At 43.3% G+C, this 14,565-nt stretch carries 14 protein-coding genes; 1 reads left to right on the top strand and 13 read right to left on the bottom strand.

Annotation, left to right across the window (positions count from 1 at the left end):
- Positions 1-18: 18 nt before the first annotated feature.
- A complete protein-coding gene (locus AC58QO_RS16420; protein WP_497267261.1) occupies positions 19-960 on the bottom strand; it encodes an alpha/beta fold hydrolase in 942 nt (313 codons plus the stop codon).
- Positions 961-1,257: 297 nt separating this feature from the next.
- Between AC58QO_RS16420 and AC58QO_RS16415 the strand changes: the two genes are divergently transcribed.
- Positions 1,258-1,632, top strand: coding sequence for a hypothetical protein (locus tag AC58QO_RS16415; RefSeq protein ID WP_497267259.1), 375 nt, complete (start codon positions 1,258-1,260; stop codon positions 1,630-1,632).
- Positions 1,633-1,772: 140 nt separating this feature from the next.
- Here AC58QO_RS16415 and AC58QO_RS16410 read toward each other — a convergent pair whose 3' ends face one another.
- The 12 genes from AC58QO_RS16410 to AC58QO_RS16355 all read right to left on the bottom strand — a co-directional run bounded on the left by AC58QO_RS16410 (position 1,773) and on the right by AC58QO_RS16355 (position 14,482).
- Positions 1,773-2,072, bottom strand: a complete 300-nt coding sequence (locus AC58QO_RS16410) for a hypothetical protein (protein ID WP_497267257.1) — start codon at positions 2,070-2,072, stop codon at positions 1,773-1,775.
- A 147-nt stretch (positions 2,073-2,219) separates the two neighbouring features.
- A complete protein-coding gene (locus AC58QO_RS16405; RefSeq protein ID WP_497267255.1) occupies positions 2,220-3,164 on the bottom strand; it encodes an ABC transporter permease in 945 nt (314 codons plus the stop codon).
- Entirely contained in the window at positions 3,157-4,095 is a 939-nt protein-coding gene (locus AC58QO_RS16400; RefSeq protein WP_497267253.1) for an ABC transporter ATP-binding protein, read from the bottom strand. Before AC58QO_RS16400 ends, AC58QO_RS16405 begins: the two co-directional genes overlap by 8 nt.
- A gap of 492 nt (positions 4,096-4,587) precedes the next feature.
- Positions 4,588-5,472: an HAD-IIA family hydrolase gene (locus AC58QO_RS16395; protein ID WP_497267251.1), complete on the bottom strand. Its 885-nt coding sequence runs from the start codon at positions 5,470-5,472 to the stop codon at positions 4,588-4,590.
- Positions 5,450-6,823, bottom strand: a complete 1,374-nt coding sequence (locus tag AC58QO_RS16390; RefSeq protein ID WP_497267249.1) for an alkaline phosphatase family protein — start codon at positions 6,821-6,823, stop codon at positions 5,450-5,452. The genes AC58QO_RS16395 and AC58QO_RS16390 overlap by 23 nt, the downstream gene beginning before the upstream one ends.
- 18 nt (positions 6,824-6,841) lie before the next feature.
- Positions 6,842-7,813, bottom strand: a complete 972-nt coding sequence (locus AC58QO_RS16385) for a carbohydrate ABC transporter permease (RefSeq protein ID WP_497267247.1) — start codon at positions 7,811-7,813, stop codon at positions 6,842-6,844.
- Complete coding sequence (locus tag AC58QO_RS16380; RefSeq protein ID WP_497267245.1) at positions 7,810-8,739, bottom strand: carbohydrate ABC transporter permease; 930 nt, start codon at positions 8,737-8,739, stop codon at positions 7,810-7,812. The genes AC58QO_RS16385 and AC58QO_RS16380 overlap by 4 nt, the downstream gene beginning before the upstream one ends.
- A gap of 74 nt (positions 8,740-8,813) precedes the next feature.
- The gene (locus tag AC58QO_RS16375) at positions 8,814-10,136 is read right to left on the bottom strand and encodes a sugar ABC transporter substrate-binding protein (protein ID WP_497267243.1); all 1,323 of its coding nucleotides are present in this window, start codon (positions 10,134-10,136) and stop codon (positions 8,814-8,816) included.
- Between the two features lie 214 nt (positions 10,137-10,350).
- A complete protein-coding gene (locus tag AC58QO_RS16370; protein ID WP_497267241.1) occupies positions 10,351-10,938 on the bottom strand; it encodes a glycerol-3-phosphate responsive antiterminator in 588 nt (195 codons plus the stop codon).
- Between the two features lie 109 nt (positions 10,939-11,047).
- Positions 11,048-12,100, bottom strand: a complete 1,053-nt coding sequence (locus tag AC58QO_RS16365; RefSeq protein ID WP_497267239.1) for a Ger(x)C family spore germination protein — start codon at positions 12,098-12,100, stop codon at positions 11,048-11,050.
- Positions 12,087-13,172, bottom strand: a complete 1,086-nt coding sequence (locus AC58QO_RS16360; RefSeq protein WP_497267237.1) for a GerAB/ArcD/ProY family transporter — start codon at positions 13,170-13,172, stop codon at positions 12,087-12,089. The genes AC58QO_RS16365 and AC58QO_RS16360 overlap by 14 nt, the downstream gene beginning before the upstream one ends.
- On the bottom strand, positions 13,169-14,482 hold the full coding sequence (locus tag AC58QO_RS16355) for a spore germination protein (protein WP_497267235.1): 1,314 nt from the start codon (positions 14,480-14,482) through the stop codon (positions 13,169-13,171). The genes AC58QO_RS16360 and AC58QO_RS16355 overlap by 4 nt, the downstream gene beginning before the upstream one ends.
- Positions 14,483-14,565: the final 83 nt, after the last annotated feature.

Genomic DNA, 14,565 nt, shown 5'->3' with positions numbered 1-14,565 from the left:
CACGCTTGAAGAAAGCATTTAATCACGGGCAGCTTCATAGAGTCTCAACGCAATACGCTTCGGATTAGTCTTAAAAAAAGTCATATGATCCCCATGATCCTTTATTAACCTAAAGGTGCCTAATCGGCTAGACATGTGAGGATGCCAACCATATCCTTCACCTTGCGGTAGAACATTGTCTTCTGTTAAAAAAACATAGCTTTTTGGGGTCTGTAGTGAATAGAATTTTTTTAAATCGAGTTTCTCAAATAATGGTCTTGCTGGTTCAGGAGTGATTTTGCTGTAGAGAGATTTAGCCAGTTCGCTATCAGCAAGATTAACAAATGTGTCTCTAAAGATAGGATATGGCAGCATAATTGTATTATTTCCAGATGCCTCTACTAGTTGTTTAAAACCTTGTTGTGCAGAAGGAGGAAACTGATCTCCAAGAGACTGACCGTCAGCTAATACAAACCCATCAATGAAAACAATTCTCTTTAAACGGTCTGGAACTTGTTCAGCAACTTTTTGGACTACAGATCCACCGAAACTATGTCCAACTAAAATTATGTTTCTAAGGTTCCTGGAGATGATATAGTTGGCAACAGCATCATCGATATCCTGATGACTAACATTTTTATTGGGATCTGCCCCGTGTCCTAGTAACTCAGGAACGAAAACCGTATGACCTTCTTTTAGAAGTTCTGAAGCCACACCATTCCAGAAACTCTTGTCAGCCCACGATCCGTGAACAAGTACAAAAGTCAATGGTTGTTGTCTTGCGCGATAAAGCTCATTGCTATCGTGATAGTAAGATTGTATGTAAGGCTGATGAAAATTTGGATGATAATTGGAGTGATAATTTGAGTGAGCATTTGAATATGGTTGTGGTTCGTTGGTTGGCGTATGATTCTGTGGTTGCTGTATATGACGTTCAACCTGAATCGGATAATAATTCCAAGGACGATAATAAGTATACATGAATCAACTTCCTTTCGAAAAAGGCTTTAGCTCATTCCTATGCTTACTTTTCGAAGTTATTACCTATTGTACGACCCTTAAGTAAACTCTTCCCTTCCATTTTTAGTTCAAGTATTATGCGATATGGCACCAGCAGAATACAACTCAAACATAGAAATATTTGCTTTTTCACATTTATCATTGGACATGAATGTAATATGCACATATGCCCACTCCATTGCATATGTTGGAAGCAATATTTGATCAGTTCACTCGGAGGAGTATAGTCCCAACTTTAATTTCAAAGGAGATAATCATATGTGGAATAGCTTCCCATCATATCCCGATAACAGACGAGGGATTTCAAACATTTTACAATGTATGAATAAATGGGTGACCATCCAATTAGATGATGGGACTAATTTACAAGTAAACGTGACCTCTGCCGATTTCAATTATGCAACAGGATTTTTAACCCGCCAATCTTATAATTCGTTAGTTTGCAACGGGACTGCCATTCAAAATTCACAACAGGCAGAGGTTTGCAAGGGTCAATGGGTCCAGCTTGTTCTTCCCAATCATATTTCGCTCTCATTTTATTTGACTCATTATGATGATCAAATGGTCGGGGGCAGTTTCCAATCGACTCAGCTTCTCGGACTGTCAAACCGTGTCACTTCAGTTCAATGTTGAGTAGAAGCTGGTTGTTCGATACCAATTATTGGTATCTTACCCATTACTTAAAAGAAGGGCTGCCCTCGCGGCAGCCCTTTTTAATATTGAACTATTGTTTCTCGTTATTTTAACGAGCATAATTAGGCTTATTTATCTCATCAAAGCTTGAATCTGAGCAGATGTTCGGTCAAATGTTCTCTCTTTAAGATTTCAATCTGCTTGCTCCCTATTAGGTCGTAATGTGGATATTCATCACGAAGATGTATGTAAACTGGATTTAAACCATTCGCCAAGCACCATTCCTTCAATCGTTCCAGATCACAGCAGCCAACCTTAGTAATCGTCTTCACTCCTGGAAAGCGAGGTTCTACCCAATAATGCGTCAAAAAGGCAATTTCTCCCTGTGAGCATTTGCTTTTCCATTCGTTCAGTTCTTGTCTGGATATTCCGAAAGCCATGTCATCAATCTCCTATTCGGTACAAACGTCTTGGAGCATAAATACCTGAATAATGTCCTCGGGTGGTTTGCAACCAGAATAACAACTAATTTCGCTGCCCAAGCTCCTTTTAATCTGCATTAGTATGAAACTGTTCCCTTGAAAATATCAGGCCGCCACGTCTCTTCGCGTGAACATAAGCCAGGAAATTAGATTAAATGCAAGAAAGTAAACCGCAAGCACACCGATGGAGAACGAAAGCGTCATGCCACTTTGATAAGGTCTTCCACTCAGATACTGGGTGAGATCGGTATTTGCAAACAACAGGTACCTGCTCCAATCGAACCGTTGGAGCCCTTCAAGCAGAATATTGCCTCCAAACAGGGCGACAATGGAGAACCCAATGGCCATAATGCTGCTGCGAAAAGCGGACGAGATCATAAAGGCCATAGTAACATAGAGAATCGTAGATACCCCGTTTAACATATATGTTTTCCACAAGTTGAGAACCATATTTTTCTCGACGATAAATCCATCATAGGTCACTTCGATTAAAGGTAGATTCAGATCTCCAAGGCCGAATAAGATACCGTTGACCGTGACAGATACGACAAAAAGCGTGAGTAACAAAAGCAGGCCGAACATCAAGGAAGAGATATATTTGGCTATAAGGATTTTAAGGCGATTAGCCGGTCGGATCAGCAGCAACTTAATCGTGCCCGTTGAGAATTCGCCTGCCAGGCTGTCTCCTGCTATGATGATTGTAAACACGGTAATCACGAGCACCATAGACGCCGAACCGTTTATGCCATCCCACATCGTACCATCAGTAGTGGGAATATTTTTCTCAAGGTGATAGTCGATGAGGGCGAGACGTTGTAGATTATAAGTGCGGCTTTCTTCAGAAAGCTCTGGTTTAGTCAAGAGTTCGTTTCGGTGAACTTTCTCCTGCTGCAATTCCATTTGCCAGCTTTCACTTTGCACTTCTCTTCGATCAGAATGCCACTCAATAATATTGACAAAAAGCACCAATGCGATCATAAATCCGACCAGAATCCATGTTCTCGTCCTTCGATAGATCTTCATATTTTCATTGCGCACCAGATTAACCAATCTGCTCCCTCCCTGTACCTGTAATTTCTAAGAAACGATCCTCCAGTGACAAACGAACCAGCTGTACACCATAGACTCTAATACGGTGCTGCATCAACGCAGCCAGCATATCCGGAATGCGTTCCCGGTCGGTCGTGACCTCTATGAGACCCTCGTCGAGGAGCTTAATCCCCTGGATTCCTTCCATTTGTCCCAAGACATCCAACGCTTGTTCCGTCGGCTGTGCTTCAATCCGATACGTTGGTGTCTGCTCGCTATCATGGGTAAAATGCCCAATAGGCTTCACGTCGACCAGCTTACCCTTCTGCAGGATAGCGACCCGGTCGCACATGAGTTCCATCTCGGACAACAGATGGCTGGAGACAATTATTGTGATTCCTTCCGAACGGGTCAACTGCCTCAAATAATCGCGCAACTCCCGAATCCCTGCCGGGTCCAGACCGTTCGTAGGTTCATCCAGAATCAACAGGGATGGTCGATGCAGCAACGCCTGAGCGACCCCCAGACGCTGACGCATGCCGAGAGAGTACTTTTTGACTTTGTCGTGAATACGGTTCTCAAGTCGGACCAGCTTAACCACTTCGTCGATCCTTTCTTTTGTCACACCTGGCACCATACGGGCGTAATGAACGAGATTCAGGTACCCGCTCAAATACTTGTACATTTCAGGATTTTCAACGATGGCTCCGACGTGTTGGATTGCTTGCTCGAATTCGGTTTTGATATTTTTCCCTTTTATCAGGATCTGCCCCTTGGTTGTCGACATCAGTCCGACGATCATGCGGATGGTCGTTGTTTTGCCGGCCCCGTTCGGGCCAAGAAAGCCGAAAATCTCGCCTTGCGGCACATCAAACGTAAGGTCGTCGATGACTGTGGTTCGGCCGATCCGTTTTGTCACATTTTGCAAACTGATGATAGGTTCGTTGCTCATACACGGCTTCCTTCCTTTACCTAAAGATGTTCCTTAACATGTACACTTTTAGTTAATAACAGCTTGAATTTAACACAAAATTTATCGAATTACAATATATAATTATTGTTACAAATACAATTGTAATATCAAACCATTAGCAACAGGTTACCTAATATGCGATAGCCTGCTGCGATGAAGTATCGATTTTGGTTAGTGTTTTACTTGTCTTGCGTTGAACTTACATCCATAAAATAATAAAAACCGCGCTGCGCGCGGATCTTTATAGATATATGCTATTGTCCTCTTACATTGAACTATGGTGAGCCCGGCCGCACGGATCGCCAGACGGAACATATGCGGCGCAGGTTATATTGCGTAGTCGAATTTCGGATCTCTGCCAAACTTTCTCAATAAAAAGGCTGCCGTTCAAAATTGTCGGCAGCCTTCTTATGTTTCTTCATTGAACTAAGTTTATAAAGATAAAGATAAAGATCGTTTCCGGATCTAGAGTCAGCAACTAACAAGTTCAAGTAAATCCGCCACTGCAAAGTCCGCAACGTCGCCTGCCGACATGGTAGCATCGACACTGTAATCGACTACACCAAGATTTGCAGTATCGGAAGAGCCCAAAGCGGCCCCATGTAACCACAATGTTCGGAGTCCGGCCGCCCGCCCGCCGGCGATGTCGGTATGCGGATTGTCTCCGACCATAACACAGGATTCCGGACGCGTAAGCCCGCAGTGCCTTATCGCCAGACGGAACATATGCGGCGCAGGTTTGCCGAAGTACTCAACGACCCCGCCTGTGATAGCCTCCGCAGGTTTGTATAATGCCCCAGTCTCAAGAACCTTCTCACCATTGCTGCCCGGATGAAACAGATCGGGGTTAGTCGCAATGATTGGTGTCCCTTGATCCATTTCTTTTACGATCGATTGCAGTTTTGCGTAATCGAATTTCAGATCTCTGCCAATAACCACAGCATCTGCCCCGCCTTCGATATCCAGAGAAACGAGCCGATGACCATACCACTTAAGGGAAGACAGGAGAGATTCGCTTCCGATGGCTTTCAACGATAACGCGCCATGTTTTTCTAATAAATATTGCCCAACCAATTCTGTTGCAGTCAATACGTGCTCCGGGTCAACCTCCAGACCCATCGCAGACAGTCGTAACGCCACCTTAGCGCCAGTATCCGTCGAATTGTTGGTCACAAACCGAATATGTTTGCCCTTGATCCATCGCAGTCGCTCCAACACCGCTTTAGCTCCCGGAGCCAACCGATCTCCAAAATATATGCATCCATCCAGATCGAAGAACACGGCTTCAGCCTGCTCCAGCATTGCCATCGCAGCTTTCGTCTTCTTTGATTTTTCATTTGGTTCCAGCTCGCTCATAGACCTCTCCTCTGTCCTTCCCTCTTAGCTGCACTTCTCGGCCGTCCGCTTCTGGCAGTTGTGTTCCAAACCAGCTCGCGATCGTTGGTGCCACATCGACCGCCTGGATCTCTACCAGTTCCTGACCGTCTGCAATTCCTGGCCCGGTCATGACGAACATGGCCTTCATTGCTTCGTGATCCGGCAAATATCCGTGCATGCCGACGAATTTTGCCCGCTTCGCCTTCACCTCATCACCTGTGTGACCAAAGTTAACGAACCAATCCAGTTCCATCTCGAACACGAAATCTGGTTTGAAGCGCGCATGCTCTTCTCCAATTGGCAATCCCCAATTAGAAAAGTCATCATCCGTCTCCAACAGTCGATTTACACCTTCGGCATTTGCCAGCTGATCGCGCAACTCAGCTAATAAAATTTTGCGTTGAGCCGGTTCCCGCTCCAGCACATAGGCATAGCCACATCCACCGTTCGATACTGCCATGACGCTGCTGCACTCGGGATTCTCTGCATCAAACCAACCTAACTTCTTGAACAGTACATTCGGGTAAAACGTTTTAGCTGCATCGCTAAACCCGTGATCGGAAAGCACAATTACATATGTCTTCTCGCTTAATCCCGCGTTGTCCAGCTCCTCGAGTAGTTGGCCGATTCGTTCATCCGTATACCGAAGTGCCCAATCTAGCTCAGCCGAATGTGTACCGAAGTCATGTTGGTAGCTGTCGGGCAGTAAATAGTGCACCAGCAATAGATTCGGCATTCTGGTCCGGATGAGATGTTTAGCAGCTTCAGTCGTCAGCCAATCCTGCATCGAACCGCGAGCATGGTCTTTGCTCCAAGTGGCGTAACGATCCATCGGAAGTCCAAGTTTAACCAACTCTTGCCATAGCGATTCCGTGCTTCCCGCTTCCATTAGATCTTGCTCGTAGCACTCCGGAATTACGTCATCGAGACCTTTCGCTCCATATGTTTTCGGCCAGCACAAAGCTGCCGTCTTCCCACCGAGTTCGTGTACCGCATCATAGATCGTTAACCCTTTTACTGATTCTTCCTTTGGGTACATACGCTCTCCGAAGTGTTCTCCCACTTGGTTCGTCTCTCGATCCACTACCCAATTTCCCAATATGCCGTGCTTGCGAGGATGCGTCCCGCTGACAAGGCTTGTATGAATTGCCCAAGTAGCAGTAGGAGCGATGCTTCGCAGTTTCCCGCTCGCCCCAAGCTCAGCAAGGCGCTTGAGATTAGGCATCGGCACGTTTGGCCGCTCCCAATTCGAATAACCAAGACCATCAATGCTTACGACTAATACGTAAGGAAGCTCAGTCCGCTCTTGTATGTGCATTTTCTCTTCCATTAATTTCAGACTCCTTCCCTACTCTTTAACCCCGCCCATTGTCAGGCCTTGGATGAAATATTTTTGAAGCATAAGAAACATAACAATAACCGGAAGCGCCCCCACAGCAGCACCTGTCATAAGTAACTTAAAGTTAGCTAGATTGGCGTCTTGCAACGTCTTAAGACCCGCAGTCAGCGTGAACAGCTTTACGTCGTTCAACACGATAATCGGCCACAGGAAGGAGTTCCACTGAGCAACGAAAGTAAAGATTCCTAACGAAGCCATAGCCGGAAGTGCCATTGGCACGACGACGTTGACAAATACCCGCCATTCCGATGCTCCGTCGATCTTGCTTGCTTCTATTAACTCGGTTGGAGTGCCTAGCAGAAATTGGCGCATGAGGAACACACCGAAAGCACCGGCCAAACCAGGCAATACGATCGCCCACTGCGTATCAAACAGATGCATCTTCTGCACAAGCATAAACGTAGGCACTAACGTGACCTGCTCTGGAATCATCATCGTTGCGAGTATGATCCAGAATACCGCCATGCGACCCGGAAATTGCTTCTTAGCTAGTACGTACCCTGCCATCGTATCGAAAACGATATTTCCGATCGCTCCAATCACAGCAATGAATAATGTGTTCAACATCCAACGAACGACCTGTGTGCTTTTGAACAAGTACACATATGTCGTGAAAGTGGAATCCACCACTTCCTTCATTTTTGCAGCATGATATTTTACCTGAGTTACATCTCCCTGTTGCTCTGCCATATGCTTCTTGTTCCACTGAGAGACATATTCCACCATCCCGTAGGGATACATCTTGGGTGGATCAGCTTCAACAAAGGAAACAGGCACTTTCATCACTTCATTCTGATAAGTTGACAGCTGAAGCGAGGTGGTGAATATCCAATACAACGGTAGTAGAGTGATTAAGGCGGCGATCGTCAGCATTCCGTATACGAGGGCTGCGCTCAGTCGATTGCGAGCACTATAACTCAAGAGTTTCGACCCCCTTCATCACCCAATAGGCGGTATTGTATGACGGAGAACAAGAGAATGATCAGGAACAGAATCACAGATTGTGCAGAAGCAAGCCCATATTCAAAGTCACGGAACGCTGTCTTATAAATGACATGAACGACTGTTTCCGTTGCATTGCCCGGCCCTCCATCTGTCATCATCACAATCTGGGTGAACACCTGGAATGAACCAATCATCGAAAGTATCATCAAGTAAAACGTAGTCGGCTTTAACAAAGGTACAGTGATACTCCGCCAAATCTGGAAAGATGACGCTCCGTCAATGCGAGCCGCTTCATACAAATTCGGATTAAGGGCTCCCATGGCTGCCAGGTAAATGATAATCCCCGCCCCAGGCGGGATAAGCAGATTCATGATTACAAGCGACCAAAGCGCCATCGACGTCTGCCCCAACCAATCGATCGGCTCCAGTCCTAATACAGCCAAAAAGTCATTAAACAAACCAAACCTATAATTGAACATCCAGCGCCAAACCATCGCAATAACGACCATTGAGGTCACAGATGGAATATAGAAAGCCGCACGGAAGAACGTCCTTGCCTTGGGGCGAAGGGGGTATACCAGGGAAGCAATTATTAATGCCGTCGCTACAGAAAAAGGTACTGTAGCAACGGTGTAGAGAGCCGTATTCCAGATCGATGTCTGGAACATTTCATTGCGGAATGCATCGATATAATTGGCAAAACCAACCCACTTCGTCGTGAAAACTCCAAACTCCTGAAAAGAAAGCACAAGCGACCATACTACTGGAATTACAGTAAATAAAGCAAATAAGAGCAGCTTAGGTATAAGAAAGGCATAGGCCGGTGCTGCATGTCTGAACCCACGGAACAGAAGCTTCCCGAGAGTCGGCTTGCTCTTCGCAGCCTGTATAATAGGATTCAAGCCGAACCCTCCTTCGTATCTAAATAATGCAAGGTAACGGTAGATAAAAACAAGGTAACCTTTGGCTTTTCAACTTACTTCTTCAACAATGGATCGATAACCTTGCGCGCGTCCTTAAGCGCCTGCTCGGCTGATTTAGTGCCGTTCACAGCAAGCTGCATTTCCTTCTGGATCGCTTCATCAATCTTCGCCCATTGTGGATGGCGAGGCATGATTACCGCAGTTTCAGCGATTTTCTGAGCTATCTCCATTTGAGGATTATCCTGGAATGGACGCTTCTCAGCAGAAGATTTTCGGGAGGCGAACACGCCATAATACTTAGCCGTCGTATATATCTCTTCTGTTGTTGAAAGTGACTTCATGAACTCAGCAACCATTTTACTTTTCGCGTCATCTTTTTGTTTGAACATGACCCATCCTAACACGTCCCCTACAGTCATGGACTTGCCTGTCGAGCCGGTAGGATATTCCGCTACGGTGAAATTCATTTTATAAGGATCCTTTTGCGCAGAAGCAATCGCCCAAGAGTTCCACGGCATCACGGCCATTAATCGTTTGTCCATAGCCGCGAACTGTTTCCAGGCATCCCCTACGTTGACAGTACCCATGTCAGACGGAGCCACTTTGTATTTAAACTTTAGATCAAGGAATTTCTGTAATCCGCTAATCGCTTCAGGAGAATCAAATGTGTATTGATTCATATCATTGCTAAGTGGTTTGCCTCCATCCATCATGATGAACGGCCAAGCTTCATAATAGCTGGGCATGATGTAGGTCGACACGCCGAATTTGTTATTACCTGTTAATTTCTGCATTTTCTCGACAAACTGCTCATATGTCCACTTGCCATCTTTAGGAGGCTCTACCCCTTTTTCCTTGAAAATATCCAAGTTAAGTAACAACGTGTGTACCCGCGAACTAATTGGAATTCCATACGTATGACCTTCATATTGGAATTGTTCTAATGTGTTCGGGAAAAAATCGTTCCATTCTTCTTTTGTGTAGACACCATCGACCGGTTCAATGACACCTTGTTGAATATTTTTAACGCTTGCTATTCGGTTGCTTATGTTGTAACCCAGATCTGGCCAAGCTTTTCCCGCGATCGCTACATTCAACTTGTCTTCCATCTCAGCCCATGGCACTTGTACGATCTTAATCGTAACGCCGGGGTGTTTCGATTCAAACTCTGCTTTCTTTTGTTCTAACCAGAAATATTTGTTGTTACTGGCAGCGTCGGACCAACGAGGACCATCCCATACGGTAATCTCCCCTGTCCAAGCAGGAGCTTGGGTTGAGCTACCGACAGTAGTAGTTGCGGTGCGGCCACATGCGGTTAATATCACGATAACGACAAGCGTTAAGCATAAAAGTCGAGACAATCGACGAATAGTCATAATAGGGATAACCTCCAAAAGTATAGTTGTAGTAGGGCTTTCACAATATCTGTACTTACTCACTGCTTTTGCCACTCATGTTGGCTGCATCACTCCTCTCGCAACAAAAAAATGAGAGAAGACGCAAAGAGTCCAGCCTCCGACGTATAATTCGGAAGTCTGCAACCCTTTGAGTTTTCTCTCATCTCACAAACTCATTTGGTTTGATATGTAATTATTGAAGAATGTCTTCGAAGCTTTTTGACCATAAACTAGCTTCGGTGACGGATAACGATGTAGCGCCTGCATTCAATGCCATCTTAGCCTCTTCCAGCGTATGAATCAATCCGCTTGCGATTACCGGAATCTGTTCGTTGGCCGTCGCAAACCGTTCAATCACTTTCGGAATGACGCCCGGCATCAATTCGATGCAGTCAGGTTCCACCGATTCTACCAATTTTAAGCCGTTCTCCACCGCCAACGTATCGATCACGAACAGGTGAAGTATTGCAAACAGGCCAGCTTGTTTAGCAGCCTTGACCAAGTGGCTCTTCGGCGTGACGATACCACGGGCGCCGATAAACTGCGTCACCAAGTCTATCGTTTCCTTGTCCGTGCTCGACAACCCTCGAATCAGATCAAGATGCACAAATGCGTTTTTCCCGGTTGCATGTGTAGATCGAACAGCATCGATAATCTCAGCGGCATTGCCTCCCATGAAGAAGACATTGTCGACTTCCGAGTCCAGTGCCTTATTCAAATCAGCCATCTTGCGCACCGCTGCGATCACTGGCTTTTTGCCGATCACATGTAGCAGAGTCATCGCCAAATCCCCTCTTTATTGAAACGATCGTAACAACATCATTGTACATTGCATTTTTCATAGTTGTGTTAACTCAGTAATAATGTTTTGTAAAATCCCTCAAACGGGTTTAATCCATTTTTACATGGACCTGAAAATTCACTTTTATATTAGGATAATATTCTTCTCGCCAGTTTTTCAATTCATGATAAGGAATTTGATTACGGAAATGTTGTCCAAATCCGAAAATGTCCGTTTTGTTTCTTTGGGCTTGCTCGAACATGTGGTAAAATCGCTTTTCGATCAGCTTTTCAAGTTCACTTTGTATCCGGTCATTCGTGACGCCTTCTTTTCTTTCTAAAATGTCTATCTTCATATATAAATCGCTTGACACCTGTGGATCACTATTTTTCATCGACGTGTTAATTTGCAATGAGCTTTTTGTTACCAAGATGCTGGCGTAGCCCAGACTCTCTATCATTCTTTTTGTATTATGGTTTTGGAACAAATTAACTAATTGATTTTCACTCGGGCTAATTCTATCCATTATTATTCCATTTCTCAATACAGTGGAACCCTCAAAGCTTAATAAAGTATCTTTTCCGGAATTAACAATAGGAACGGCTATATCTTTTGTATATGAAAACAAACTCCGATAAACTTCCCAAATACGGATGCTCGAGACCTCCGGTGCCCAATCGGCCCCTTTATAAAAATAGTCAATTATAGAAGTTGCATGTACATCAAGTTTTTCCTTAACATTTGAAAACATTTTTTCGATATTTTCATCTGTCATGGCTAGCATAGCTACTGACGGTAATTCCTGTGATTTCATTAAAAACTTAAACACTTCACTCAAATCTTCTTTGTTATTTGCCAAATTGTTATGGATGATAATTAATCGTACTTGTTTGTAGTACACGGCATCTTCAGCATTTGTTTTCAGCTGTCCCAGAACACTTGAAACGTTTGCACCTTTATGGGTTACTGTTCTTGACAATTTGCTGCCTTTTTCTGTTATTGGCGTATACAATGTCACTTTGAATTGGTCATCGTTTTCCTTGGAAATCCCGATAATTAAAGGAATATCACGCTTATCTATTTCTTTAATATCCCAACACCCGCAGAGAAGGGTTAAAGACATAAGAACAACAACATTTTTAATATGTTTATTTATTTTCATAACCCGCCATCCCCCTACCAGCTAAGACACCATAGATAACAATGGTAATTGGAAGAATAACAATTGAAAAAACATGAGCACCTGCACTCCATAAAGCGAGTTTTTCAATCCAGGCCTGATTCGGAACCGATACAGCGAAAATAAATGCGATAAGTGAAAAGGCGCTAATCCAATAAGAGGTTTTGATTTTCTGCCAATTGAACAATTTCTGAATGATTTGTGCGATCATCCATAGTAAAACGGCATTTAATAGAATTGTGAACCCCACTAATGATATGCCGAAAAATATTGTTTGCTGGTTGAATACAAACCAATTCATGTCAATGGAATCCGCCGCCTCTTTTGCAGGAAAAGGAAAAGTAACGACTGTTTCTTGCCCAAAAATAAAAAGCGGAATATACACAACAGCTAGATAGAATAAAATCACATAAGTCCATGCCGCAAAAAGTTGGCCGAACGTCAAATTGGTTTCGGGTGGTACAAATCCTAAAAATAAAGACGAGAATCCAATAAGATAGAAAAAATTTATATCCGTTAAGAAATCGAGAGATGACGATGACGGCCAAGCCGGCAAAGCGTTCTTAAAATCAAAATTTACAATCGAGGTAATAATGACAAAAACCACCAAAAAATTTACGATAAAGAAAATGAAAACGGAAGAACGTAAAATCGTGCCTAAGCCTTTTATAGCTGTATACGTTGAAATGACGAGGAGAAGGATCAATATGGACCAACTAGGTGTCTGAATCAAAAAAATCGAACCAATGCTTTCAGCATGGTTACGAAGACTCATCGCAACCAGCGCAGTCAGATTGAGTACATATGGGATTAGAAAAATGAATGCAGCCCATCTTCCCATTTCCAAAAAAATATCAATAACATCTTTATTGGGGAAATAATTTAACCCTTTCTTGTAGATCATCATTAGAATCAGTTGCACCATTCCGTAAGAAAGAACCACTACCCATTGACCGGTATTCGTTAATTTATATATGAGATTAGGATATTGCAAAAAACCAAATGCCATATACATGATAATAAAAACCAATCCGATCTGTAACCTTTGAGTCACTTTGTGTCGCCCTTTCCTTCGATGCGAAATGTCATATACGGAATATCGCATGTCGTTAAACTTGCCAAATATATGCATACAAAAGTTAAACCAGTAAATAAACCTAAAATACCGTAAACAGATGCCAAAATTAAAATGGGGTATTTTAGAGCGCGAATATACAATGAATTTTGCACTCCTACTACTGATGAACTTGCAATTAGCATCGCGGTGATCACAATGACTAATAAATTACTGACTAATTTCGCTTCAACCATCGCCTGGCCAAGTATGATTCCTCCAACCATTGTAATCGTAGGACCTACGCTTTTAGGGAGTCTCACAATTGCTTCTAGTGTTAAATCAACTAACACGACCATTGTAAGGGTTTCAACTATAGGGGTTAATGGAATTCCCTCTCTGCTTTCTGAGATAAACAAGGCGAGATCAATTTTTAATACATCAGGGTTAACTGACGTTAAGGCAACATATAAAGCGGGAAGTATAAGTGTGGCCAAAGCTCCTAGTCCTCTTAGAGTTCGAATCATTAGTGATAACCCAAAGGGGAAATTGCGGTCGTTTACAGTACTCAACATATCCAAAAAAAGATGAGGAAAAACTAGCGCGAAGGGATAATTGTCTAAAAAAAGAACGACTCTGTTCTTTTTTAACGAATCGATGGCTTGAATCGGAATTTCAGTTGAGAATAGATTACTGACAGGATTGAACTTACGTTGACCAAAATGCTTATTCAGGTCATCAATCGTTTCAATATCCGTTTCAATTTGTTTTAAATGCCGGTCAACTTTTTCAATAAGAGCACTTGGAGCTTTTCCTTTAATATAAAGCATTGAAATCCTACGTTTAGCCAGTTCTCCAACTTGATAAGAACAATGGCACAGACGTTCTGTGTTCAGCCCCTTTCGAATCAACCCTAAGTTAATATCAATATCCTCTCCAAAGGCGTCTATAGGACCTTGAATTATACTTTCATTTTGGGGCTGATCAATGCTTCGTCTTAGGTTGCGGGAGATTGGTTCCAGTACGGCATTGCGATTGCTTTCTGATAAGATTACTAATTTGCCTTCTATAACGGCTTTTATGATTTGTGCTGCATCAACGTCAATCTGATCACTAAGGTTAGTGAATAGATCATTTACAGAAGTAGACAGTTTCGCCATTTGTCGAATATATAAATTTGAATTGGTGAAATCTATCAGCGTGTTAAATCCCATAAGAAAAATGGCTGTTTGATCAAATTGTTCTTCCTGAATGAAAAAATCATCATGATCAGCGAATATGGATTTAATTTCCTGGATCAAATTAAGCATAAATTAAACCCCTAATTTTTGACGTGATATTAGTTTGAGCGGCGAATGGAATTTTTATACAGAAATTAAGGTTTGAAACTTTA

Source organism: Paenibacillus sp. J31R30 (assembly GCF_059692115.1).
The sequence above is the reverse complement of the archived record's forward strand: the minus strand, read 5'-3'. Positions and strand labels throughout refer to the sequence as shown.